The sequence below is a fragment of the Psychrobacillus sp. NPDC093180 genome (assembly GCF_044754065.1).
Lineage (GTDB): Bacteria > Bacillota > Bacilli > Bacillales_A > Planococcaceae > Psychrobacillus.
In genome coordinates, this window is sequence record NZ_JBIVOJ010000004.1 from 48046 (window position 1) to 73990 (window position 25945).

At 37.4% G+C, this 25945-nt stretch carries 24 protein-coding genes; 19 read left to right on the forward strand and 5 right to left on the reverse strand.

From position 1 onward, the window contains the following. The first annotated feature begins 69 nt into the window (after positions 1-69). The 11 genes from ACIP9W_RS07340 to ACIP9W_RS07390 all read left to right on the forward strand — a co-directional run bounded on the left by ACIP9W_RS07340 (position 70) and on the right by ACIP9W_RS07390 (position 7859). Positions 70-939 (forward strand): LysR family transcriptional regulator, encoded by an 870-nt coding sequence (locus ACIP9W_RS07340; protein ID WP_400787733.1) that lies wholly within the window; start codon positions 70-72, stop codon positions 937-939. Positions 940-1317: 378 nt separating this feature from the next. Further along, complete coding sequence (locus tag ACIP9W_RS07345) at positions 1318-1491, forward strand: hypothetical protein (protein WP_400787735.1); 174 nt, start codon at positions 1318-1320, stop codon at positions 1489-1491. 377 nt (positions 1492-1868) lie between these two features. Beyond that, complete coding sequence (locus ACIP9W_RS07350; RefSeq protein WP_400787737.1) at positions 1869-2861, forward strand: zinc-dependent alcohol dehydrogenase family protein; 993 nt, start codon at positions 1869-1871, stop codon at positions 2859-2861. Between the two features lie 150 nt (positions 2862-3011). Then, positions 3012-3464, forward strand: a complete 453-nt coding sequence (locus ACIP9W_RS07355) for a MarR family winged helix-turn-helix transcriptional regulator (RefSeq protein WP_400787739.1) — start codon at positions 3012-3014, stop codon at positions 3462-3464. A gap of 23 nt (positions 3465-3487) precedes the next feature. Continuing rightward, the gene (paiA, locus tag ACIP9W_RS07360; protein ID WP_400787741.1) at positions 3488-4006 is read left to right on the forward strand and encodes a spermidine/spermine N(1)-acetyltransferase; all 519 of its coding nucleotides are present in this window, start codon (positions 3488-3490) and stop codon (positions 4004-4006) included. Between the two features lie 29 nt (positions 4007-4035). Continuing rightward, a complete protein-coding gene (locus ACIP9W_RS07365; protein ID WP_400787743.1) occupies positions 4036-4605 on the forward strand; it encodes a hypothetical protein in 570 nt (189 codons plus the stop codon). Positions 4606-4637: 32 nt separating this feature from the next. After that, entirely contained in the window at positions 4638-4805 is a 168-nt protein-coding gene (locus tag ACIP9W_RS07370; RefSeq protein WP_400787745.1) for a hypothetical protein, read from the forward strand. Positions 4806-5074: 269 nt separating this feature from the next. Next, positions 5075-5392 carry a PadR family transcriptional regulator gene (locus ACIP9W_RS07375; protein WP_400787747.1) on the forward strand — a complete coding sequence of 106 codons (318 nt, stop codon included), beginning with the start codon at positions 5075-5077 and terminating at the stop codon, positions 5390-5392. Then, positions 5379-5945, forward strand: a complete 567-nt coding sequence (locus ACIP9W_RS07380; protein WP_400787750.1) for a DUF2812 domain-containing protein — start codon at positions 5379-5381, stop codon at positions 5943-5945. The genes ACIP9W_RS07375 and ACIP9W_RS07380 overlap by 14 nt, the downstream gene beginning before the upstream one ends. Before the next feature lie 22 nt (positions 5946-5967). After that, the gene (locus ACIP9W_RS07385; protein ID WP_400787753.1) at positions 5968-7236 is read left to right on the forward strand and encodes an erythromycin esterase family protein; all 1269 of its coding nucleotides are present in this window, start codon (positions 5968-5970) and stop codon (positions 7234-7236) included. A gap of 29 nt (positions 7237-7265) precedes the next feature. Then, the gene (locus ACIP9W_RS07390) at positions 7266-7859 is read left to right on the forward strand and encodes a DUF2441 domain-containing protein (RefSeq protein WP_400788189.1); all 594 of its coding nucleotides are present in this window, start codon (positions 7266-7268) and stop codon (positions 7857-7859) included. A gap of 58 nt (positions 7860-7917) precedes the next feature. Here ACIP9W_RS07390 and ACIP9W_RS07395 read toward each other — a convergent pair whose 3' ends face one another. Next, complete coding sequence (locus tag ACIP9W_RS07395) at positions 7918-9405, reverse strand: catalase (RefSeq protein WP_142537135.1); 1488 nt, start codon at positions 9403-9405, stop codon at positions 7918-7920. 162 nt (positions 9406-9567) lie between these two features. Then, complete coding sequence (gene ilvA, locus ACIP9W_RS07400) at positions 9568-10830, reverse strand: threonine ammonia-lyase IlvA (RefSeq protein WP_400787756.1); 1263 nt, start codon at positions 10828-10830, stop codon at positions 9568-9570. A 235-nt stretch (positions 10831-11065) separates the two neighbouring features. On the opposite strand from ilvA, the gene ACIP9W_RS07405 reads away from it, so the two are divergent. Beyond that, positions 11066-11986, forward strand: a complete 921-nt coding sequence (locus tag ACIP9W_RS07405) for a DMT family transporter (protein ID WP_400787759.1) — start codon at positions 11066-11068, stop codon at positions 11984-11986. Beyond that, positions 11983-12732 carry an IclR family transcriptional regulator gene (locus ACIP9W_RS07410; protein WP_400787761.1) on the forward strand — a complete coding sequence of 250 codons (750 nt, stop codon included), beginning with the start codon at positions 11983-11985 and terminating at the stop codon, positions 12730-12732. The genes ACIP9W_RS07405 and ACIP9W_RS07410 overlap by 4 nt, the downstream gene beginning before the upstream one ends. A gap of 37 nt (positions 12733-12769) precedes the next feature. Here ACIP9W_RS07410 and ACIP9W_RS07415 read toward each other — a convergent pair whose 3' ends face one another. Both ACIP9W_RS07415 and pxpB read right to left on the reverse strand, forming a co-directional pair. Further along, a complete protein-coding gene (locus tag ACIP9W_RS07415) occupies positions 12770-13756 on the reverse strand; it encodes a 5-oxoprolinase subunit C family protein (RefSeq protein WP_400787764.1) in 987 nt (328 codons plus the stop codon). Continuing rightward, positions 13753-14481, reverse strand: coding sequence for a 5-oxoprolinase subunit PxpB (pxpB, locus tag ACIP9W_RS07420; protein ID WP_400787767.1), 729 nt, complete (start codon positions 14479-14481; stop codon positions 13753-13755). Before pxpB ends, ACIP9W_RS07415 begins: the two co-directional genes overlap by 4 nt. Positions 14482-14732: 251 nt before the next feature. On the opposite strand from pxpB, the gene ACIP9W_RS07425 reads away from it, so the two are divergent. Genes ACIP9W_RS07425 through ACIP9W_RS07435 form a run of 3 tightly spaced genes read left to right on the forward strand, consistent with a single transcriptional unit; the run spans position 14733 to position 17539 of the window. Further along, the gene (locus tag ACIP9W_RS07425; RefSeq protein WP_400787769.1) at positions 14733-15494 is read left to right on the forward strand and encodes a LamB/YcsF family protein; all 762 of its coding nucleotides are present in this window, start codon (positions 14733-14735) and stop codon (positions 15492-15494) included. A gap of 13 nt (positions 15495-15507) precedes the next feature. Next, positions 15508-16728, forward strand: coding sequence for an NRAMP family divalent metal transporter (locus ACIP9W_RS07430; protein WP_400787772.1), 1221 nt, complete (start codon positions 15508-15510; stop codon positions 16726-16728). A gap of 19 nt (positions 16729-16747) precedes the next feature. After that, positions 16748-17539: a putative hydro-lyase gene (locus tag ACIP9W_RS07435; protein WP_400787775.1), complete on the forward strand. Its 792-nt coding sequence runs from the start codon at positions 16748-16750 to the stop codon at positions 17537-17539. Between the two features lie 64 nt (positions 17540-17603). On the opposite strand, the gene gltC is transcribed toward ACIP9W_RS07435, so the two are convergent. Beyond that, on the reverse strand, positions 17604-18506 hold the full coding sequence (gene gltC, locus ACIP9W_RS07440; RefSeq protein WP_400787777.1) for a glutamate biosynthesis transcriptional regulator GltC: 903 nt from the start codon (positions 18504-18506) through the stop codon (positions 17604-17606). A gap of 120 nt (positions 18507-18626) precedes the next feature. Between gltC and gltB the strand changes: the two genes are divergently transcribed. The 3 genes from gltB (at position 18627) to hisH (ending at position 25935) form a co-directional block, all read left to right on the forward strand. Further along, a complete protein-coding gene (gene gltB, locus ACIP9W_RS07445; protein WP_400787780.1) occupies positions 18627-23162 on the forward strand; it encodes a glutamate synthase large subunit in 4536 nt (1511 codons plus the stop codon). Between the two features lie 17 nt (positions 23163-23179). Then, positions 23180-24676 (forward strand): glutamate synthase small subunit, encoded by a 1497-nt coding sequence (gene gltD / locus ACIP9W_RS07450; RefSeq protein ID WP_400787782.1) that lies wholly within the window; start codon positions 23180-23182, stop codon positions 24674-24676. 659 nt (positions 24677-25335) lie between these two features. Next, positions 25336-25935: an imidazole glycerol phosphate synthase subunit HisH gene (gene hisH, locus ACIP9W_RS07455; protein ID WP_400787785.1), complete on the forward strand. Its 600-nt coding sequence runs from the start codon at positions 25336-25338 to the stop codon at positions 25933-25935. The last annotated feature ends 10 nt before the right edge of the window (positions 25936-25945 follow it).

Genomic DNA, 25945 nt, shown 5'->3' on the forward strand with positions numbered 1-25945 from the left:
ATTTGCATTAATAAAACGAATAATTATAATAGAAGTATTAGAAAATCTAATGTAAAGGAGACAAGCTGTGTGAATTCATATTATGCTTTTATAAAAGCCATCGAAACAGGCAGTTTTACGAAAGCAGCTGAGGAGCTAGGTTATACTCAATCTGCCATTAGCCAAATGGTCCATTCATTGGAACAAGAACTCTCTACTACGCTTATTTTGCGCTCTCGATCAGGTATTACATTGACACCTGATGGCGAGGAATTTTTCCCTTATATTAGGAACATTTATAACTCCCATAGGAAATTGGTAGAAAAGCACAGAGAGATGCTAGGGTTACATAGAGGTCTTATTCGGATTGGAACGTTTTCAAGTGTTTCATGTCACTGGCTACCGGTGTTGATGAAGGATTTTAAAGATATATATCCAGCTGTTCAATTTGAATTACATCAGGGTGAATACACAGATATTTCGAATTGGATCAAAGAGGGATCCGTAGATTTCGGCTTTGTGAATCCCAATTCTGTATCCAATTTGACTACTATTGCCTTGGAGGAAGATGACATGCTTGCCGTAATATCAGCTGATCATCCATTAGCTACAGCAGATAAAGTTACATTGAAAGAATTAACGGAAGGGCCATATATACTTTTAGATGAAGGAGAGATTAGTGAACCATTAACTATTTTTAAGCAAAATAACTTAGAACCTAATATTCAATATCGCGTACATGATGATTATACGATCATGTCTATGATTGAGCAGGGGCTAGGCATTTCAATATTACCAAAGCTTGTGCTAAGCAGATGCCCGTATAATATTATTACGAAAGAAATTTCTCCATCGGTCATCCGTACAATTAGCCTTGCATACCAGGATAAAAAGGTATTGCCATTAGCGAGTAAATACTTTATAGAATTTATAATGGAGAGATACGAAAAAATGCAATGATGTGAGTATAGTGAGAATATCATTACGATGAATGGTGCATATTAATTGTTTTTTGAGCATGCGAAGTTTCTTAAAGGAATAATTGTTCTTATGTAGATTTGTAACTTTAAACAAATTTAAGGAGTTTTTTATGGACAATTCATTTTCAATGTTTTTAGATATTTATTTAGAAATATGGAGAGATTCTTCTTTAGTGGACTTGAAAAAAATCATTTCAAAAGATTATGAAGCAAGTGAATAACAGGTAAAGATATAGCTGACTTTGGTTATGAAAAATCAATAAATGGTTGGGAGCAAGGTTTTAAATTTGCTAAAGAATGTAATGCCGAGTGGAATATTAATTTAATTTCAATCTTTCCTTTAAGAGAATCTGAAAATATGGCTATCATATCTGCTACATTGGTTATTCAAGGTAAGAGTTTAGAAACAGGGAATTTGTTTTTTCAGACTTTCAAAAAAAATAGCATTCACGAATGGAAATTAGCAAGAAGTTATATAGAAGCTGGAATTCCATGTATGCCGGCGTGTGAAGAAGTGAAGGAGGAAATATAAATTGACCTTAGCAGGGAATACAGTATCTCTTTTTCTGTTGGCCAAATAAAAGGATATTTCGCGCATAACATACCGGAAGAATTCTGGAGAGCTTATTCGATTTATTCTGCTATAGTTATTTTTTCAAGTGTTGTCTGGTCAATTAAAAAATCTTCGGAGCAACTAGACAAATTATAGAACGAATCGATTTGATATTGGAGGATCATAAGAACTTTGAATTAGTAAAACCTATTTGGTATGAATCCACCTTTTAATCGGAAAAGTTTGATTCATGCTAATTTAATAAAATCATAGACATAGTGAATAATTTTTCTAGCGTAGATCTTAAGTTGAAGATAATATAATTAAAAAAAACTAATTAAAGGAGAAGTATAGTCTTGGAAGCAAAATGTCTTAAGTTTCATGAATTCGGTAACCCTAAAGATGTACTTAATGTTGAATATAAAAGCATTGAATCACCAAAGGAACAGGAAGTGCTGGTACGCATGATAACATGTCCTATAAATCCTTCTGACTTGATACCGATTAGAGGGGCATATGCTCATCGAATTACTTTACCTAATATTCCGGGATACGAAGGAGTGGGTATTGTAGAAGATGTAGGGCCATTAGTATCTCGTCAACTAATTGGTAAACGTGTTTTGCCATTGCGAGGGGAAGGTACATGGCAGGAATATGTCAAAACTTCCTCAGAATTTGCAGTTCCTATACCTGACGCTATTGATGATTTTACAGCAGCACAGATGTATATTAATCCAATTACAGCATTGGTAATTTGTAATGAAGCATTAAAGTTAAAAGCAGATGATGTTTTATTGGTTAACGCATGCGGTTCTTCTATTGGTCGTATTTTTGCTCAATTATCAAAGGTTTTAGGTTTTCGACTGATTGCTGTTACTAGAAATAACAAGCATACAGCAGAATTGCTTGAACTAGGAGCTTCTTTTGTAATTGATACCTCTATAAGTCCGCTATATGAAACGGTTATGGATTTAACAAATGGAAAAGGTGCAGACGCTGCTATTGATTCTATTGGCGGTTCATCAGGCAACGACCTGGCTTTTTCTGTGCGAGCTAATGGTTATTTTCTAACAATTGGTCTTCTATCAGGAGTACAAGTGAACTGGGCAGATATTGTAAAAAGAGCAAAGGTGAATGCTAATATATTTCATTTACGAAATTGGAATAAAAATGTTAGCGCAAATAAATGGCAAGAAACCTTTAACTATTTAATGAGATTACTAGAAGACAAAAAAATGCATTTGTTGTCCCTTAATTCTCAATACGATTTAACCAATATTAAACAAGCGGTGGATGCTGTTGAATCTTCTAAAGTATCTAGAGGGAAAGTCTTTTTAACATCCTATTGAAGAAGTAGAAGGGGTTAGGTGATTCTTTTTAGGGTCAGAAATAAAATTGTATGCAATCCCTATTTTTATTGCAAATGCAACAAAAATAGGGTAAATTATATTCATAATAAATGTTGTATTTACAACAAAAAGCAAAGTAAGGAGTTTATTATGAAGGATATTCTTCGTGAAATTGGTATGATAGCAAGAGCATTGGATTCTGTAAGTAATATAGAATTTAAAGAATATGATCTTACAAAAGGACAATATTTATATCTTGTGCGAATATGTGAATCCCCAGGAATCATTCAAGAAAAGTTAGCTGAGATGATAAAGGTAGATCGAACAACGGCAGCTCGCTCTATAAAAAAACTACAAATAAATGGTTTTATTGAAAAAAGAGAAGATCAACATAACAAAAAAATTAAAAAACTCTTTCCAACTGAAAAAGGAAAAAAAGTTTACCCTTTTATAAAAAGAGAAAACAATTATTCGAATACCGTTGCTTTAGAGGGATTTTCCGAGAGTGAAGCAGAAATTATTTTCAATCTCCTTCAAAGAGTGAGAAGAAATATAGAAATAGATTGGGAATTTGTCAAGAAGGGAAACAAGAGAGATTATTGAATATATAAAGGAGTGTTCGTTATATGACGATACATATTAAAGAATGTACTATTAAAGATTCTAGTAAATTACAAAAAGTTAGTTATGAAACATTCAATGAGACATTTAAGCATCAGAATTCCTCAGAAAATATGAACGCCTATTTGCAAAAAGCATTTAACCTGAAACAATTAGAAAAAGAATTATCCAATGCTTCTTCGCATTTCTTCTTTGTCTATTTTAATAATGAAATTGCAGGATATATAAAGATCAATACCAATGATGCTCAGTTAGAAAAAATGGGTGACGATGCACTTGAAATCGAAAGGATTTATATAAAGAACCAATTTCAAAAACACGGGCTTGGTAAATACCTGTTCAATAAAGCGTTGGAAATTGCGCAGGAAAGTAACAAAAAGAAGATCTGGCTAGGTGTATGGGAGAAAAATGACAATGCCATTGCTTTTTATAAGAAAATAGGATTTGTTCAAACTGGTGCTCATTCTTTTTATATGGGAGATGAGGAACAAATTGACTTTATCATGACCAAAACGCTGTTATAAAAACGGGTCAGTATGGAGGTTTGGATGTTATGAGTAATATTGAAAAAGTTAATGAACTGTTACAGTTATTTATGAAGGAATTTCCAACTTTAAAAAATGGTAATAAATTAATAGGGAAATATGTAATTAATCTTGCGGACGATGCTGAACAAATAAATTTGTCAAAAGACTTCGTTAAAAGTTATAAGCAGTTTGAAAACTGGCTTAATAAGTTGTTTGAACAAGAAAAAGTACCAGACAATATTATTGCCATTAATTTTGGACTTTACGAGAGTGATGATGGTATTCAGCCATATATTTCGGGTTCGACAGACTGGGATTTTCATGACGATGATTGGGCAAGTAGCAATGATTATTTCCCCGAAGGTAGATACCCTGAGATCACTCTTTATAAGGATTTGCTAAAGTATCGGGATGACAACTTTGAATTAGGATTGTTTTTAACTATCTCATCAACTATTATTTTTACTAATACCTATTTAATTGATAATCCTACAAAATTTCCACCAAACGTTGTATTGTCAACGGGATTTGATGATGGGGATCTTTATAATTTTAGTAAGAAAAGTTATGAAACAATAACTGTCTTAGTCGGCTGAAAGAAGCTTAAAATCAGAGGTAGGGTGAGAATATGAAGCCTATTTTACTATTTATTTTATTAGTGTATTGCCTTGGATTTATCATGGCAGGCCTTTATATGCGGAACAAGAAAAACAGAAAAGCAGCTGGTAATACATATATAATAACTGGATTACTAGGAGTTATGGTAGGAATGATTTATCACTTTTACTTCACTTAAAATTTTGTAACGCTGACCTATTAATTAAAAACCTATCTGTCACACTTTTCAAAAATGGATTTCATTTTGATTTTATTAAATAAGACTACCAAAAAAGTCGTTTTCCCTTACATAAGGGAAGCGGCTTTTTAGATTGTTCTTCCTTGTTATCAAACTTTTTACGTATAGTTCTTTTACGAATTATGAAAATATTGTTGACTATTCAGTTGAACTGTATTATCTTTTTGTTAAGTTGAACTATATAGTCGAACTGAATAGAGGGTGAGAAGATGAAACATAAATTATTGCCGTTGTCTGAAACGATGCATTATATTTTGCTGGCCTTGCGTGAGCCGCTTCATGGTTATGCCGTCATGCAGAAGATTGAGGAGATAAGTAACGGTACTGTTATTTTAGCAGCTGGAACATTATACGGGGCGATTGAAAACTTGAATAAGCATGGTTGGATTGAACCTGTCGGAGAGTCAGGTCGGAGAAAAGTTTATATGATAACTGAGGAAGGAAGTGCCATTTTAAAAATGGAACAAAACAGGTTATTGCATATTTTATCCTTGTACGAAGGAAGTGAATCAAATGAAGAAGCTTAAGACGTTTTTTGATATTGAAAAAGAAGAGCAATGGCTGAACGAGCAATTACAAAAGGGCTATCGTTGTACAAATATCAGTGGATTAGGTATATACACTTTTGAAAAAACCGACAAGAGATATGTGATGCGACTGGATTATCAAGATTATTTATCAAAGCAAAAGTTTAAGGATTATAGAGTGATATATGAAGACTTCGGTTGGAGTTATATAAATGGCCCTTGGCTAGGTGGAATTCGGTATTGGCAAAAAGAAGAGGATAACCAAAATGAAATCTTCTCAGATCGGGAGTCAACGAGTAATTATTATAAAAGATGGATGGGTTATTCAGCTAGTTTAGCTATAGTGTTCTTGTTTTTTTCTTATACGCTTTACAAGGATTCAGGTTTATATTTAGCGGATGGTCTTTGGAGTATGGAAGGCTCCTTATTTTGGAAAGCATTTTTGTTTGAAACTCCCTTTGCTCTTTTGAGGTCACTTCCCGCTCTTATGGTTGTCTTCTTTGGTAGCAGTTTCTATAAAGCTTATCGAAAGTATTCTATGTTAAAAGAATAATAATAAACAAGGGGATTTGAAGATGTATCTTTCTAAAAAGAAACCTTTCTTATTGGCTATTATTTGTCTCATGATTGTTTTATCGGCGTGCAGTAATAACGATAAAGTGTTTGATGATGCCGAAAATTATATTTCATCTGTAAAAGAAATTAATATTCCAGATGATGTAACAATAATCGGCTTGGGAGAGGCAACACATGGGAATGTAGAGCTTCAGAAGTTGAAAAAGGATGTATTTGAAGCACTAATTAAAAATGAACAAGTCCGTGTTTTTGTAATAGAAGGGGACTTTGGTGGCGGACAGGAGATTAATCAGTTCATTTTAGAGGGAAAAGGTTCTGCAGAAGAAGCCGTGAACGCACTTGATTATAGCATTTATAAAACGGAGCAAATGATTGATCTTGTTCAATGGATGCATGATTATAACGCTACGGCTAGTAGCGATGAAAAACTATATTTTTATGGAAACGATATGCAGCGATATGATTACAGTAAAAAAGGTCTGCTAGATTACTATAAAGTTGTTAATGAGGATGTGGAACAAAACTATGCAGTTCAACTCGAATCTGCTTCTAATAATATGATGAGATCATTATCAACGAAGCAACTGAAAGAAATTGAAGAAGTGCTAGATCATATCATTTCAGATCTGCAATCAAATAAAGTTGCATATATCGAACATTCATCGCCGGATACGTTTGCCTTTGCTTTCCAATACGCACAACTGATGAAACAACGAACAGAGCTATTTTTAAATGAGGGTGAATACCAACAACTTCGTGACCAGTTCTTGGCAGACAATTTGCAATGGATTGTTGAGATGGAAGCGGCTCGTGGTCATGAGAAGGTATTTTTTACCGGACATAACGGGCATATTGAAAAAACGTCTGCTTCATTAGCTGGTTATAAATCGATGGGCAATTATTTAGATGAGTTATATGGGGCCAAGTATTTTGCAATCGGTACTGACTTAATGAATAGTAATTTTCAAGCCTTAAATCGCGGTTCAGATAAACGAAAGAATTATAAGATAAAGAATCATAATGATTTGGTTGATGCATTTCGTGAAGTAGAGCCAGCTATCTTTTACGTCGATTTTGAAAAAGCAAGTGAGTCAAAGGAACTGTTAGACATTATAAAAAGCAAACAAAAAATGGTGAATGTGGGGGACGATTTTCGTTCTTGGCAAAAGCTATTAAAAATGTTTTACACGATTGAAATGGTACCCAATAAAGCCTACGATGGCGTTATTATTTTAAAAGAAACAACACCAACAGAGGTACTTGAGTGAACCAAGCAAAGATAGATAGGGGAATGGTCATGAAAGAGAATGAGTTGTATGTTTATCATCTAGTAACGAGGGAAAAAATGAGGCTAGGTCAAATAATTAGATTTGATAAGAAACAAAAAAATACTCTATATCATTTCTTTTTTGAGAGAGAACAAATGAATGCTAAAGGAGAAGATTTTTTTCAGATTTTACAAGAGAATTATTCAAATGCTGGCTTATCCCTGAATAAAGAAAATGCGGATGTCACCATTAACTATGCAAATCAAACAATAAGAGCGATAAGAGAAGTGATTGTTGAAATGGTCAGGCTTCAAGAATATCCACAATATCCTTCCAGACTGTCATGTTTATATGCGACAAAAACCTATGAAGATGTAATGAAATGGAAAGAATTATTTGAGCGTTATAATCGGAAGGTTTTGCAGATTGTTAAACTTCGAGTTAATGGTAATTCTTTTGAGGGAGACGGAAACCGATTGCCAAAAGAGGACGGGGTTTCCTTTTCTCAAAAAATAGAACAAGCTAGAGAATACTGGCAAGGTAATGTAGAAAACGAGCTTTCTGAATTGTTAATTGATGGGAAAATAGAAGTAGTGGAAATTATAGTTGATTTCCCTGCATAGGAAAAGGTAGGTTAGAATAAAAAGCACCGCAAAATTGCGGTGCTTTTGTTACTCTATATTAGTCAGCGAAAGCTAAAGCTGCTTCTACTTCGCCCCATGGAATATCCAATGCCTCTGCTACACCTTTACCATAAGCAGGATCTGCTTTATAGCAATGAGTAATATGACGCAACTGAATGTGTTTGTCGACACCTGCCATGTTTCTGCCCGTGTTATCAAATAATAATTGTTGTTGCTCAGGACTCATTAATCTAAATAATTTACCTGGTTGCTCGAAATAGTTATCATCATCTTCACGGAAGTCATAAATATCTGCTGGGCCATCAAGTGCTAGCGCAGGATCTTTGAATTCCGGTTGTGATTTCCATTGACCATAAGTGTTTGGCTCGTAGTGAAGTGTTGCACCTAGGTTTCCATCCGTACGCATAGCTCCATCTCTATGGAAAGAGTGAACAGGACATCTTGGTTGGTTAACTGGAATTTGGTGGTGGTTAACACCTAAACGGTAACGCTGTGCATCTCCATAAGAGAATAGACGGCCTTGTAACATTCTGTCTGGAGAGAAGCTAATACCAGGCACTACGTTTGCAGGTGTAAATGCTGCTTGTTCTACTTCTGCAAAGTAGTTTTCTGGGTTACGATTTAGTTCCATTTCTCCAACTTCGATTAATGGATAATCTCCTTTGTACCAAACTTTTGTTAAATCGAATGGATTATCAGGATGATTTCTTGCTTGTTCTTCTGTCATCACTTGGATGTACATTTTCCATTTAGGGAAGTTTCCTTGGTCGATATTTTCTAATAGATCACGTTGGTGACTTTCGCGGTCTTTTCCTACTAATTCTTCCGCTTCTTGGTCTGTTAAATTCTCAATTGGCTGCTGAGAACGCATATGGAATTTCACCCAAACACGCTCATTGTCCGCGTTAATCATACTGAATGTATGGCTACCAAAACCGTGCATATTACGGTAAGTTGCTGGAATACCGCGGTCACTCATTACGATTGTTACTTGGTGAAGTGCTTCCGGAAGTGAAGTCCAGAAATCCCAGTTATTATTTGCACTACGCATATTCGTTCTTGGATCACGTTTAACCGCATGGTTTAGATCCGGGAAGTTAAGTGGATCACGGAAGAAGAAGACTGGTGTGTTGTTTCCAACTAAATCCCAGTTTCCTTGTTCTGTATAGAAGCGCATAGAGAATCCGCGAATATCACGTTCTGCGTCAGCTGCTCCACGTTCACCAGCTACAGTTGAGAAACGTACGAACATGTCTGTTTCTTTTCCAACCTCTGAGAAGATTGCTGCTTTCGTATATTTAGTAATATCATTTGTTACAGTGAATTTACCATATGCAGCAGAACCTTTTGCGTGCATACGACGCTCTGGAATTACTTCTCTATCAAAGTGAGCTAGTTTTTCTAATAACCAAACGTCCTGAAGTAAAAGGGGACCTCTTCTACCAGCAGACATCGAGTTTTGGTTGTCCACTACAGGAGCGCCTGCAGCAGTCGTTAATTTGTTGTTTTTTGTATTTTCCGGCATTAATAATTCCTCCTAGATTAGAATCTTTATAATTCAATAATGATTATATCAAACTGGAGGAAATATTGCTAGAAATCAAATGTGACATTTTAATAGTTTTTATTTACTATTAATTTCGATTTGTTTGACTAAATAGCTGATTCGTTAATATAACAGCCTTCGTTAAATTAGTAGGTCAAATAATGTACTATCCTTGTTTACTTCTTTATACGAAAATCCATTCTCAGTTAAGCGAGAAATAAGAACATCATAATCTTCTTTATGTTTTAATTCGATTCCTACTAGAGCTGGACCGCTTTCTTTGTTGTTTTTCTTCGTATATTCAAATGTCGTGATATCATCCTCAGGTCCAAGCACTTTATCTAAAAATTGGCGTAGTGCTCCTGCTCTTTGTGGGAAATTCACGATAAAGTAATAGAGTAGTCCTTCATACATAAGCGATTTTTCTTTTATTTCTTGCATTCTGCCAATATCGTTATTTCCACCACTTATGACGCATACAACTGATTTTCCTTTAATTTCTTCTTTATAAAAGTCGAGTGCGGCAATCGGTAGTGCGCCAGCTGGTTCTGCGATAATTGCGTGTTTATTGTATAGATCTAAAATAGTTGTACAAACCTTTCCTTCTGGTACGAGTACGATATCATCTACATACTTTTTACATGTTTCGTACGTTAAATTACCAGCGCATTGTACCGCAGCACCGTCTACAAATTTATCGATTGTCTCCAGAACAACAGGTCCTTCATTGGCCAAAGCTGCTTTCATACTTCCAGCTCCGGCTGGTTCCACACCAATTATTTTCGTAAAAGGGGAGAGATTCTTTATATAAGTAGAAACTCCGGCTATTAGTCCGCCACCGCCAATGCTGCCGAATACATAATCCATCGACTCTTCAATATCATTCATGATTTCTACCGCCACTGTACCTTGACCTGCGATGATATCTAGGTCATCGAATGGATGAATAAAAATTCTATTTTCAGTTTCCGCAAAAGCAGTTGCGCTCGCAGCAGAATCATCAAATGTATCGCCTACAAGGGTGATTTCCACATATTCACGACCAAACATTTTCACTTGGTCAATTTTTTGTTTTGGCGTTGTTAGCGGCATGAATATATTAGCGGATATTCGCAATTGGGCACATGCATAAGCTACGCCTTGTGCGTGATTTCCAGCACTTGCACATACGATTCCTTTTTCCCTGGCTTCTTGTTCCATTGTTTTAACTTTGTAATAGGCGCCTCTTAGTTTAAAAGAGCGAACATGTTGTAAATCTTCTCGTTTAATATAAATGGTCGCCCCGTATTTTTCTGATAAGTAGTCATTTTTTTGCAATGGGGTATGTACAACCACATCCTTTAAAAATTGATGTGCAATGAGTACATTTTCTACGTGAATGGATTTCGTGTTTGTAACTTGCATAATATTGATGCCAACCTCCAATTTAATTTAAACATTTATTCATTTTAACACACTAAATCGTGAAAATTCTAGATTAGTGGGATAATTCTTAATAATATATCGATAGTGTCATAATAATTAACTGAAAACAGTATGCTACATGTTTTAAGTAGAAAAAAATCTAGTAGGCTGTTTTATTTTTTGGGTGTATAGTGGAGTAATAGAGTGGGTACAAAGGGGAAAGGAAGTTGCTGTGTTGAAAAAGATTTGGGCGAATTCTACTGTGTTACTTTTATTTCTTGTTTTTTTATGGGGTGCAAGTTGGCCGATTTATAAATTTACATTACCGTCAACTCCTCCTTTATTGTTTGCGGGAATGCGTGCTGTCATCGGTGGAACTTTACTAGGAATTATTTTGTTGAGACGACTAGATAAGATTAATTGGCGTGAAAATTGGCGTTTGTATTGTATTACTGCATTATTTAATACGATATTGTTCTTCGGTATACAAACGGTGGGGCTTAATTATTTACCTGGTGGATTGTTTTCCATTCTTGTGTATTTTCAACCGGTGCTTTTAGGTTTGTTTGCGTGGATCTGGTTAGGGGAACAGATGAATGCGGTTAAAATAATCGGTCTATTAATTGGTTTTCTCGGTATCGTCGTAGTAAGTCTGGATGGATTAACTTTTCATGTTTCTGTAATTGGAGTTGCTTTAGGCTTAGTGACTGCGGTATGTTGGGCTTTTGGTGTAATTTATGTAAAAAAAGTAAGCCATCGATTAGATGCATATTGGATGGTTTCATTACAATCGATCATTGGCGGGGCATTTTTATTAGGGACCGGCACTATTTTTGAAAGTTGGTCGGATATTATATGGAATGGTAGATACTTATTTGGTGTCAGTTTTGGTGCTGTTTTTGGCATTCCATTAGCCTATATTATTTATTACAAGCTGATCAATGAAGGGGAGGCAAGTAAAGTTGGTGCTTTTACTTTTCTTGTCCCAATTATCGCCGTATTTTTAGGAGTTGTTTTTTTAGGCGAACCAGTTACTTATTTGCTTCTGATTGGGTTAGTAATGGTAGGGTTAAGTATTTTTATCGTTAATTATCGAGGGAATAAGGAGCTTCTTAGCATTAGAAAAGCAAATAATAAAATAAAGGAGAGCATATGAAAAATAAAACAGTTGTCCGTTCCATGGATATTTTAAACTTGTTTATGGAGCATGCTGCGTTGTCATTTCAAGATATCATAGAATTATCGAGCATTCCCAAAACATCGGTTTATCGAATGCTCTTAACTTTAGAGGAAATGGGGTTTATAGAAAAGGGAGCTGATTCAAAATATCGTTTAGGTCTCCTATTTCTTACGTACGGAAATTTGGTTTCATCTAGATTAGATCTTCGTCAAATTGCCTATCCTATAATGCAAGAATTACATAAAGAGTTAAAAGAAGCGATAAATCTCATCGTTAAACAAGGTGATGAAGCGATTTATATTGAAAAAGTCGATGTTTTTCAAAAAGTTCGTTTGTATACTGCGATTGGAAGAAGAAGTCCGTTATATGCCGGGGCTTGCTCAAGAGTTATATTGTCATTTTTGCAAGAGGAGGAAATAGAAAGTTATTTAGAAAATATCCAATTAGAACCTTTCGCGTTAGGCACAATTATAAACAAAGAACAATTGATAGAAAGTATCCAAAGTGCAAGAACTAATGGCTATACAATTAGTCATTCAGAATTAGAAAATCATACATCAGCAATCGCAGCACCTATTTTTAATTATAAGGGGGAAGTTATTGCTGGAATTAGTATCGCTGGAATTGAAGCGAATTATCAGAATGAAAATGTAGCGGTTTTCTCCCAAAAAATAATTGCTGCTGCAAATGAGATTTCCGAAAAACTAGGCTATATTAGATAAGAAAAGTCCTCTAGCATGATTAGAGGACTTTTTTTGATTAATGAAACAATTTGTAGTGTATAGCAGTTTTTAAGTTATGTATGAACTGCTCATTTTTTAGTAAAACAGTCTCCGCTTCTTTCAATGACACTTCCTTAAATCGTATGGTCGAGCTTGGTTGGAGCTGTGCCAAACTCGGTAAGTCGGCAGAAATTACTTGTCCAAATTTAGGATAGCCACCAGTGGTTTGTCTGTCTGCCATGAGGATGATAGGTTGACCACTTGGAGGGATTTGAATTGTTCCAAATGTCACACCTTCTGATAATAGTTCGAATTTTTCCGAAAGGGAAAGAGAAGGACCTTCTAAACGATATCCCATGCGATCGGACTGAACTGTTAATGTATAGGGTTCTTGAAAAAATAATTGTTGGCTTTCTTTGTCAAACCGTTCAAACTCGGTGCCTTTAAGTACACGAATGATTGGTTCTTGTTTGAAGTTTATTAGTTCATTGAAATTAACGGACCAAGGGACATTTTTATCATCTAGATGTTTAAGAAGTGCTTCACTAAGGGTACTTTTTACACCGATGTTTAGTTTATCTCCTTTTTGCAGAGCTCTGCCTTCGAATCCGCCAATACTTGCTCGGATATATGTACTTTTGCTTCCCATCATTTGCGGGATATCTATGCCCCCAGCAAAAGCGATATAGGCTCGACTTCCTTTAATGGCTGAATGGAACTTTAAGATAGAATTTTTCTTTACGAGCACAGGACGCCATAAAGGAGCAATTATTCCATCAATCGTCGTAAGAAAATCTCCTCCTGTAATGGCGATTAACGTATCTTCTTCAAATTGAAGAGTAGTTCCGTATATAGTAATCTCGAGAGCAGCCTCGTTTTCTTTATTGCCAACTAAAATGTTGGCCAGGCGTAAAGAATAACTGTCCATTGCACCACTAACAATTACCCCATACTTTTGGGAACCGTATCTTCCGATGTCTTGAACTGTTGTTAGCAGCCCTGGATGCAACACATTTATACTCATTGTTTCATCTCCTTATACTCTAAGTATTCACTAGGAGAAATAGGAACAAATTTAATCTTATCTCCTGGTTGAAGTAAAGTTGGGGGAGACATTTTAGGAAGAAATAAATCTAATGGCGTTCTTCCGATAATTTGCCATCCTCCAGGAGTTTCCAGCGGATATATTCCAGTCTGTTTACCAGCAATGCCAACAGATCCAGGCGGTATGGATAACCTAGGTGTTTCTTTTCGGGGTGTTGCAATGCGAGTATCCATTCCACCCATAAAAGGAAAACCAGGTGCAAAACCTAGCATATAAACTAAGCATTCTTCTCCCGAATGAATTTGAATAACTTCTTCAGGAGTCATTTTGTGATACTCGGCAACATTTTCTAGATCAGGTCCCAGCTCTCCCCCGTAACATACTGGTATGGACACAATTCTTGGACTTTCATTTTTATCGATCTTAACCTGCTCGACTAAATGGTTTATATGGTTACGTACTTTTACAAAAGCAGTTGATGCCCCTAATTGTGAAGTATGAACAATATATGGATTGTAATAGACGGTTATATTATTGTAAGCAGGCACCAGTTCAATGAAACCTTCAAATGGATGATTGGTTAATAGTTCTGAAAGGTTCTTCACTTTTTCGTGAATAGTTGGATCCATACCTTCCCCAAGCTGTACGATTAGTGCAGAATCTCCCAATGGTTTCATGGTTGCTTTTATCTGTTGATTGGGCACAAAAACAGCTCCTTTGGTTTCGCAATTTGGTACTTCAGTTCCTAAATATGAATTATAGTAATAATTATAATTCTCTAAAAATAAATTACAAGTTAAATAATATCTTACTGTTATATAGCAAACACAAAATAATATCTATTCAGAAAAATCTAACTGTGCTAAAATTGTTTTATGTTTCAAAACATGAGTTCCGTATTTTGGAACCAAAAGTATTTTCGTAGGACAAGTATTTACTTCAGGAGGGGATAAGAATGTTTCGAGTAGATTTAAATTGTGACCTAGGGGAAAGTTTTGGTCGATATAAACTAGGAGAACAAAAAGAAATATTGAAATATGTAACTTCCGCAAATATTGCTTGTGGATTTCATGCGGGAGATCCAAGTGTAATGAGAGAAACGGTCAAGTTAGCAATTGAAAATGGCGTAAAGATAGGTGCTCATCCTGGATTGCCAGATTTAAATGGATTTGGTAGAAGAGAGATGAATATATCTTCTCAAGAAGCTTATGACCTCGTTGTTTATCAAATTGGCGCTTTAAATGGGTTTTTAGCTACTTTTGGAGAGCAGATGCAACATGTGAAGCCTCATGGAGCTCTGTATAATATGGCTTCTAAAGATTCGGAGCTCGCACAAGCAATAGCTCAAGCGGTATACGATGTTTCTCCCAAATTAGTATTATTCGGTTTAGCAGGTAGTAAATTAACGGCTGCTGGAGAAAAAATTGGTTTACATACAGCCCATGAAGTATTTGCAGACCGTACTTATCAGTCAGATGGATCACTAACTTCTCGTCAACAAACGGATGCACTTATAACGGATAAGGACCAATCTGTTGAACAGGTAGTTAGAATGGTCACTGAAGGAAAAGTAATTTCTCAACAGCATACAGAAGTGTTGATAAACGCTGATACGGTTTGTATTCATGGGGATGGGGAACACGCTGTATCTTTTGCTAAATATATTAAAGAAACTTTGGAGAGAAACAGTATTGTAGTTTCCGCAGTGTTCGAATAAGGGGAGAATTGGTATGGGAAAGCAAAAAATAGAGACAGCTAATACAAATAAGAAAGTCGGAAAAAGCGTCTTACTCGGTGCAGCATTTTTAATGGCCACATCTTCTATAGGACCTGGATTTTTAACACAAACAACGGTCTTTACTCAGCAACTTGCGGCTAGTTTTGGATTCGTTATTTTAATTTCTTTATTGCTCGATGTTTTTGCCCAAGTGAATGTGTGGAGAATCATCGCAGTTTCAGGTTTACGTGGTCAGGAAATCGCTAACAAAGTAATACCTGGTTTAGGCGTACTTTTAGCAATTCTTATCGTAATGGGTGGACTAGCTTTTAATATTGGGAACGTTGCTGGAGCAGGGCTTGGTTTAAATGCAATGCTTGGTATGGATCCGATTACAGGGGCTATAATCAGTGCAGCATTTGCGATTTTTATATTTGTTGTAAAAGAAGCAGGAAAAGCGATGGATAAAGTTGCTCAAGTTGCCGGTTTTGTCATGATCATATTAATGGTATATGTTGCTGTTATTACATCGCCTCCGGTAGGAGAAGCTGTTATCAATACATTTGCTCCAGCCGAAATAAGTATATTCGCTATAGTGACACTTGTTGGTGGTACTGTTGGAGGATACATTACTTTTGCCGGGGGGCACCGTCTTTTAGATGCTGGAGTAAAAGGTGTGGAATCGTTACCACAGGTGACAAAAAGCTCTGTTACTGGAATTGCTGTGACAGGAATCATGCGAATTGCTCTATTTTTAGCAGTGCTTGGTGTTGTGAGTCAAGGATTGGCAATTGATCCGGCAAATCCACCGGCATCCGTCTTTCAACTAGCAGCTGGTGAGATTGGATTTAGAATGTTTGGTGTTATTATGTGGGCTGCAGCCATCACATCTGTTGTAGGAGCGGCTTATACATCTGTTTCATTTATCCGTTCATTCCATCCGTTGATTGAAAAATACCATAACTGGATTATTATATTATTCATTTTATTATCGACTCTAACATTTGCCTTAGTCGGACGTCCGGTCAATATTCTCCTTCTTGTTGGTGCACTAAATGCACTAATTTTACCGTTAGCGCTTGGAACCATGTTGGTAGCTGCCCATAAGAAAAATATAGTTGGCGATTATAAGCATCCACTTTGGTTAACGATCACGGGGGGATTAGTAGTGGTTATTATGGGAGTGTTAGGTATTATGACGCTAATTGAACAAATTCCATTGCTATTTAAATAACGAGGAGTGTGTGATAAACATGTTAGATTTTGAAACAATGTCGCCAAATGACTTGCGTGCTAAAATTCGTGTTGGAGAAATTACTGGTCCCACTGCTGGAATGGCAAAAGGTTATACACAAGCGAATTTAGCCATCTTAAAGAAAGAACATGCATTTGACTTTTTACTGTTTTGCCAGCGAAATCCAAAATCCTGCCCTTTAGTGGATGTAACAGAGATAGGATCATATACGCCAAGTTTAATTGGAAATGAAGCAGATATTCGAACGGATATTCCTAAATACCGCATATATAAAGACGGTGTTTTTACTGATGAGGTTACGGATATTAAAGAATACTGGGAAGAGGATATGGTCGCATTTTTGATCGGCTGTAGTTTCACATTCGAAACACCCTTACTTGAAGCTGGTATTCCAATCAGGCATATAGAAGAAGGATGTAATGTGCCGATGTATAAAACAAATATCGCGTGTGAAAAAGCAGGAGTTTTTGAAGGACCTACGGTAGTAAGTATGCGTCCGATGTCTCATAAGGATGCAATTCGTGCCATTCAAATCACTTCTCGATTCCCTGGTGTGCATGGTGCTCCTATTCATATTGGAGATCCTTCACAGATTGGAATCTCGAATATTGAAAAACCGGATTTTGGAGATGCCGTAACGATTAAAGAAGGAGAAGTCCCTGTATTTTGGGCTTGTGGAGTTACACCACAAGCGGTTGCAATGCAAAGCAAGCCTTCGATTATGATTACCCATGCGCCTGGTTGTATGTTCATAAGTGATTTAAAAGATGAAAAGTTGAGTGTTCTATAGTATATTTTTTCATAAAAACTTATAAAAGACAGGGAATCGTGAAACTCGCGATTTCCTGTCTTTTTCATTGATACTGTCCGAGTACAGCGAAAAAACGAACAACGAATTGATGAAACACCTTTTCAGAAGGAGACAAATCCCTAGTTGCTGGGCTAATGATACCAACTGTTCTTCTAATAATCGGCGATTCAATGGGCAACTTTACTGTAAAACGCGGTGTCGCATTATAGAAAGAACTTTCTGGTAGAAGGCTTACCCCCATACCTGCTGCAACTAATCCTTTTATAGCATCCATATCTTCACCTTCGGAAGAGGTGTTGGGAGTGAACCCTACGGAATTACAGGCATCTAGTGCAATCTTGCGTAATATATATCCTTGTGGAAATAAAATAAAATCATCCTCCAGCAAATCCTTTAAATGAATTTTCTCTCGTTTTGCCAATCGATGAGAAGTGGGCAACAGTGCCGAAAAATTTTCGGTGAATAAGATGGATGTGTTGATCGAATGATCCTTAGGCGGAAGAGGTCCTAGGAATGCAAGATTCAGCTCTCGATTTTTCACAGCGTCTATTAAATAATGATAAGACCCTTGTCTCAGGTGAAAAGCGACATGCGGGTATTCTTTTTTAAATGCGGAAATAACAGTCGGCAAAAAATGGCCCGCTAAACTAGTAGGAAAGCCTATTTTAATCGTCCCTTTATCCGGATCCAAATATTCATCGATTTGCTTTTTGGCATAATCGATTGCTTGTAATGCGGAAATGCTATGCTCTAAGAAAATCTTCCCTATTGGTGTCAGTTTCACATTTCTCCCAACGCGTTCAAATAATTCCACTCCAAGCTCGTCTTCTAAATTGGCGATTTGCCTGCTAACTGCTGACTGAGCCACATGCAAATGAATTGCCGCATCCGAAATATGTTCCCGTTCGGCTACTTCAATAAAGTACCTCAACTGGCGTATTTCCATCGTTTCCTCCTAATCTATCTAAAATATAGATGATTTATATCCAAATTATATATTGTTTGTATTAGTTTGAAAACATACAATATTCCTAAGTTAGTTTTTCTAGAAGATGGAGGGATTCACATGACATTTCATCAAATACCAAAAGCACAAGGCATGTACGATCCTGCGTTTGAACATGACGCATGTGGGATAGGTTTATATGCACATATAAAAGGTAAGCAAACACATGACATTGTCAAAAAAGGTTTAGAAATGTTATGCAGACTAGATCACCGTGCAGGGCGAGGCAGCGATGGTCAAACTGGGGATGGTGCTGGCTTAATGGTCCAAATTCCAGATGTCTATTTTCGTGTTGTTTGTAACAAATGGAATTTGCCGGAAAGCGGGGCATACGGCGTAGGAATGCTATTTTTTACAAATAACACGGAAGAACGCCAAGCGATTGAGCAAAAAATAAACGATACAATCACGGCAGAGGGGCAAGAGCTTATCGGCTGGCGAACTGTGCCGATAAACGCAGAATGCTTAAGTGAAAAAGCAAAAGAGACAGTACCAGTCGTTCGTCAAGTATTCATTAAAGCAGTAGATACAACTGACTCACTTGCATTTGAACGCAAATTATACGTTATCAGAAAACAAGTGGAGCATTGGGCGCAACAACAAGAGCAGAAATTTTATTGCGCGAGTCTTTCTAGTCAAACAATTGTTTATAAAGGATTGCTCACCCCCGAAGAAGTGGATCTTTTTTACGTAGATCTGCAAGACGAGTTATTTATGTCTGCATTTTCATTAGTACATTCTCGTTACAGTACCAATACGTTTCCTAGCTGGGAAAGAGCTCATCCAAACCGATATATCGTCCACAACGGGGAAATCAATACGTTACGGGGAAACATTAACTGGATGAAAGCACGAGAACAACAATTTGTATCGAAAGCATTTGGAGATGATCTACCAAAGCTGTTACCAATCATTGATACAAACGGTAGTGACTCTTCAATGCTTGATAATGCGTTTGAATTTTTTGTACTTGCCGGTAGAACACCTGCCCATACAGCGATGATGTTAATACCGGAGCCTTGGACAGAAAATCCACATATTGATGAGGGGAAAAAGGCTTTCTATGCCTATCACAGCAGCTTAATGGAGCCTTGGGATGGACCAACTGCCATTTCATTTACAGATGGTAAGCAAATTGGAGCCATATTAGATCGAAATGGATTACGTCCGGCTCGCTATTATGTGACAAAAGACGATTATATTATTTTTTCATCTGAAGTAGGCGTAGTAGACGTAGAGGAAGACAATATTTTAATCAAAGAACGTTTAAGTCCAGGAAAAATGTTACTTGTCGATTTAGAGCAAGGACGTATTATTTCAGACGAAGAAATTAAATCCGATATGGCAAATGCACTACCGTATGAAAAGTGGTTAAACGATAATTTAGTAACGATTTCAGCAGAAAATGAAAAATCGGAGCTGATAGAGGATCTTTTATTCAAACAAAAAGTATTTGGTTACACATATGAGGATATTCAAAAATATATTGTTCCACTCGCTCTAGATGGGAAAGATCCAATTGGCTCAATGGGTAGCGATACGCCACTTGCCGTGTTATCGGATCGACCACAATCGTTATTTAATTATTTTAAACAACTATTTGCACAAGTGACGAATCCTCCAATCGATTCAATCAGAGAGCATATTGTCACCTCTACGATGACATTGCTTGGAGCAGAAGGAGATTTACTGCAACCAGCAGAACAAAATAGTAAACGAATCTTTTTAGATACACCGATTTTAACCAATTGCCAACTTAAACAACTAATAGGCATGAAGTCAAAACATTTTCAAAGTGCCACTATCTATCTTGATATGTCAGAAGACTTAGAGAATGATTTGAATACTATTTCTAATATTGCGGATGAGTATATAGCGCAGGGGATAACCTTGCTTATCCTATCTGACCGACAGTCAGACGTAAATCATACAACCATTCCTGTATTACTTGCAGCAAGCAGTCTACACCAGCATTTACTACGTACAGGGAATCGAACAAAAATAAGTATTATCGTGGAGTCTGGAGAGGCAAGAGAGGTGCATCAATTCGCAGCGCTAATTGGCTACGGCGTGGATGCGATCAACCCATATCTTGCTTATGCAACGATTGCAGAAGCAATCGAAAATGGGCATATTACGACAAGCTACACAGAAGCCGTAGCGAAATATAGTAAAGGCATAGCTGATGGTGTCGTCAAAGTAATGTCTAAAATGGGAATATCCACTGTTCAAAGTTACCGTGGTGCACAAGTTTTTGAAGCGGTAGGCATTAGTAAAGAAGTGATTGATCGTTATTTCACAGGAACGGCCTCTCAAATAGGTGGAATCAATCTAAAAACAATTGCTGAAGAAGCAAATAAACGATATCAAGCAGCACACGAATCGAAGGAAGCTTCTTTAGAATCTGGTAGTGATTTTCAGTGGAGAAGCACAGGAGAACATCATGCGTTCAATCCGAAAACAATTCATACGCTCCAGTGGGCCACTCGCAGAGGGGATTATGGTTTGTATCGACAATATGCTGAAATGGCGAACGAAGAACGGATCGGATTTTTACGTAATTTATTGACATTCAAAAAAGATGCTAAACGTATCCCGTTAGATCAAGTGGAGTCAGTTGATTCGATTGTTAAACGATTTAAAACAGGAGCGATGTCATTTGGTTCCCTAAGCAAAGAAGCTCATGAAACACTAGCAATTGCCATGAACCGAATTGGTGGGAAAAGCAATAGTGGGGAAGGTGGAGAGCATCCAAGCCGCTATGAACTAGATCCAAACGGAGATAATCGTCGCAGTGCTATTAAACAAATTGCATCTGGTCGATTCGGTGTAAAAAGCCATTATTTAGTGCAAGCAGATGAGCTGCAGATCAAAATGGCGCAAGGCGCAAAACCGGGAGAGGGCGGCCAGTTACCTGGCAATAAAGTCTATCCATGGGTAGCGGATGTTCGTGGTTCTACTACTGGAGTTGGATTAATATCTCCGCCTCCACATCATGATATTTATTCCATTGAGGATATGGCGCAATTAATTCATGACTTAAAAAATGCAAATAGGGCTGCACGAATAAGTGTGAAATTAGTCGCTAAATCAGGTGTTGGAACGATCGCAGCAGGTGTTGCTAAAGGTGCGGCAGATGTCATTGTTATTAGTGGATATGACGGAGGAACTGGTGCCTCTCCTAAAACAAGTATTAAACATACCGGGCTTCCGTGGGAGCTCGGTCTTGCCGAAGCCCACCAAACGTTAATGTTAAACGGACTTCGTGATCGTGTCAGGCTCGAAACGGATGGAAAATTAATGACTGGTAAAGACGTTGTAATGGCTGCTCTACTCGGTGCTGAGGAATACGGCTTTGCCACTGCTCCACTTATCGTCTTAGGATGTGTCATGATGCGGGCTTGTCATTTAGATACTTGTCCAGTCGGTATTGCGACTCAAAATCCAGAGCTCCGTGATAAATTTACTGGAAGTGCAGATTACGTTGTTAACTTTATGAAATTTGTAGCAGAAGAAGTACGTGAATATATGGCGTTGCTTGGTTTTAGAACGGTAGAAGAAATGGTAGGACGTACGGATGTGCTAGAAGTAAGCGATCGTGCAAAAGAGCATTGGAAAGCGAAACAGCTGAATTTATCGGCTCTTCTTTATCAACCGGAAGGAACTCGAACGTTTAAAACAGTTCAAAATCATAAAATAGACCAAACTTTTGACTTAACACAATTGTTGCCAAAAGTAGAGCATGCGATTTTAAGCGAATCGAAAGTGGACTTAAATTATCCAATCGCAAATACAGATCGTGTAGTAGGAACGATCATTGGAAGCGAAATTTCTAAATTGTATGGAGCTAGAGGGTTAGCGGAGGATTCTATCACCCTTCGATTTACAGGGGCAGCTGGGCAAAGTTTCGGTGCATTTGTTCCAAAAGGGATGTCGATGTATGTAACAGGGGATGTGAATGATTATTTTGGAAAAGGTTTATCTGGAGGAAAACTAATAGTTTCAGCGCCGCTAAAAGGGTCTGCTGAAGGTAATGTGATTGCTGGAAACGTTACGCTTTACGGTGCAACAAGTGGAACTGCATTTATAAATGGTCGTGCTGGGGAGCGCTTTGCAGTTCGCAATAGCGGAGTAGATGTTGTTGTAGAAGGAATTGGGGATCACGGATGTGAATATATGACGGGTGGTCGTGCTGTCATACTAGGGGATGTTGGAAAGAATTTCGGCGCAGGAATGTCAGGCGGAATTGCGTATGTACTTGTTGATGATAACTTGGACGGATTTAAACAAAAATGCAATATGGAAATGATTGGATTGGAACGAATCGATTCTTCGGAAGAAAGTCATGAAATTCGCCAATTAATAATGGATCATTACTACTACACAAAGAGCACGAAAGCAATGAACATACTGGATCAGTGGGATGTATTTGTTCAAAAGTTCGTCAAAGTAGTACCGAATGATTACAAATTAATCCTTACGAAAATTGCCGCGTTAAAACGCAATGGTTTGACAGATGATGCAGCGGCAATGCAAGCATTTTTAGCTACTTCTGCAAAGCAAGATAAGAAGCAAACTGTACTTGCGAAAAAATAAGAGAGGGGGAATGACAAATGGGTAAGCCTACTGGATTTATGGACTATGAACGAGCAAAAGGAAAGGAAGTAGCCCCTCTCAAACGTATTAAAAATTGGAGGGAGTATGCTGCCAAGTTAACGGACGAAGCACTCCAAACACAGGGTGCAAGATGTATGGATTGTGGGACTCCTTTTTGTCATATGGGAATCGAAATTCGAGGGGCAACGGCTGGCTGTCCAATCAATAACTTAATCCCTGAGTGGAATGATTTAGTATATAAAGGGAAATGGCAAGAAGCACTTGAAAGGCTTTCCATGACGAATAATTTTCCGGAATTTACCGGCAGGGTTTGTCCAGCTCCTTGTGAAGGATCTTGTACACTGGCTATTTCGGATCCTGCGGTTTCTATAAAAAATATCGAACGGACGATTATTGATAAAGGATTTGAAAATGGGTGGGTCGTACCAAGAATTCCTTCTATGCGTACTGGCAAAAAAATTGCTATTGTAGGATCGGGACCTGCTGGACTTGCAAGTGCCGATGAGCTGAACCAGGCGGGACATTCTGTCACTATTTTCGAACGTGCGGATCGCGCTGGAGGGTTACTTACTTACGGTATACCTAATATGAAGCTCGAAAAAGATGTGGTGGAACGTCGCATTCAGTTATTGAAGCAAGAAGGCATCGATTTTGTATTAAATACAGAAATCGGTAAGGATATTCTCGCAGAACAACTGAAGGAACAATTCGACGCTATTATTTTATGTATCGGCGCACAAAAACAAAGAGAGCTTCATATGGAAGGCAGCACATCAAACGGCGTGCATCTGGCTATGGACTACCTAACTTCCACAACGAAAAGCTTGCTCGATTCAAACTTTAAAGACGGACTATTTATCGATACAAAAGGGAAGGACGTCATTGTGATCGGCGGAGGGGACACAGGCGCAGACTGTGTCGCAACTGCCATTCGACAAAATTGTAAATCGGTTGTCCAGTTTGGGAAACATCCACAGTTACCAGCTACAAGAGCAGAAGATAACTTGTGGCCAACCGATCCAAATATTTATAAATTGGAATATGCATATGAAGAAGCGGAAGCAAAATACGGCAAAGATCCTCGTGAGTATTTGATTCAAACAACGAAAATGGTGCCAGATGATAAAGGGAACTTGAAAGAGCTCCATACGATTCAAATGGAGAAAATACTTGGAGAGGATGGATATCATTTTTTTCGAGAAGTTCCTGGTTCTGAAAAAATTTGGCCTGCACAATATGTATTTGTCGCTATAGGCTTCGAAGGTCCTGAGCTAACGCTAGCCAACCAATTTGGGGTTAATATTGTAAATAAAAAAATTGCTGCTTCTACTAAAGATTACGCGACAAATGTGGAAGGAATATTTACTGCTGGAGATGCAAGGAAAGGGCAAAGCCTCATTGTTTGGGCTATAAAAGAAGGGCAAGAAGTGGCCAAAAAAGTGGATGCATACTTGATAAAAGAAATTGAAGGCGTTCGATCAGCTAGCGTCTGAGCTAGCAAGAACAAAGTGCAAGCGGCGAGCAGCACTAATTCCTTCTAATTATGCAGTTACAGAATAAATGTTCCTAGTAAATGGCAAAGGGCAACCAAACAGAGTTGAAAGCAATCAGTTCTAATCTGGAAGCAACCAAATGACAGCGGAGAGCAACTAGTGGCAGTCTGAAAGCAACCAAATTACCCGTGAGAGCAACCAATATTTCATAAATAAGTTTACTTGGAATGAGACTACTATAATAATGGAGCATTATTTAGGGTTACTATACAAGAAGTATCTGCTTTATCAGCTTTGTTGCGTTTAGCTGACATTTGGTCGCGTCACACCATTTACAGGAATAATTATCTCCTGAATTTCAATGTTAAACAGTGTCGCAATTAGCTAACGATCTATTTTATGGCGATTATAGCGAAGTGGCGTTGCCACATGATGTGGCGTACTTGGCTTTCGTTCGCACCGTAGCGAAAATCCAAGTGGACTCTTTATCTAATTACAAAGTCGGACTCTTCCAAAAAGCCTATATGCTAAAAATTTAATTTCTTAAAACCCAGTCACTATAATGATTGGGTTTTACTTTGTTAGCACGCTAAAGTTTTTCTGTTTTTTTCGTTTGATTGATGGCATAATAGAAGAATACTACTAATGGAGGCAAAACAATGATTGGTATAATCGATTATGGAGCAGGAAATTTACATAGTGTTTTAAAAGCAATCGACCGTCTAGATTATCAAACGAAGCTTATTACAAATCCAGAGGATCATGATGAAGCAATCACAAAGCTTATTTTACCGGGCGTCGGAAATGCAAAAGTTGCGATGAATGTATTAAATGAATCTGGCTTGACTAGTTACATGAAAGAGGCAGTTGCAAAAGGGATTCCTCTTTTAGGCATTTGTTTAGGGATGCAGCTTCTTTTAGAAACAAGTGAAGAAGGAGATGTGGAGTGTTTAGGACTGATCAAAGGTAGCGTTCCATTATTTAAAGAAACAGTCGAAAAGGTACCTCATATGGGGTGGAACCAAGTGCAGGATGTGCAAAATCATTTCTTGTTTCAACACATTCCACAGCAAACTGACTTTTATTTTGTACATTCTTTTTATGCAAATCCTACCGAACAAAAGGATGTACTAGGCGTAACTAATTATGGTTTAGATTTTGCTAGTGTGATTGGGAACGAACAAGTGATGGGCGTTCAATTCCATCCAGAAAAAAGCGGGAAATATGGCATTCAATTATTAGACAACTACTGTAAATGAGGAGTTAAAC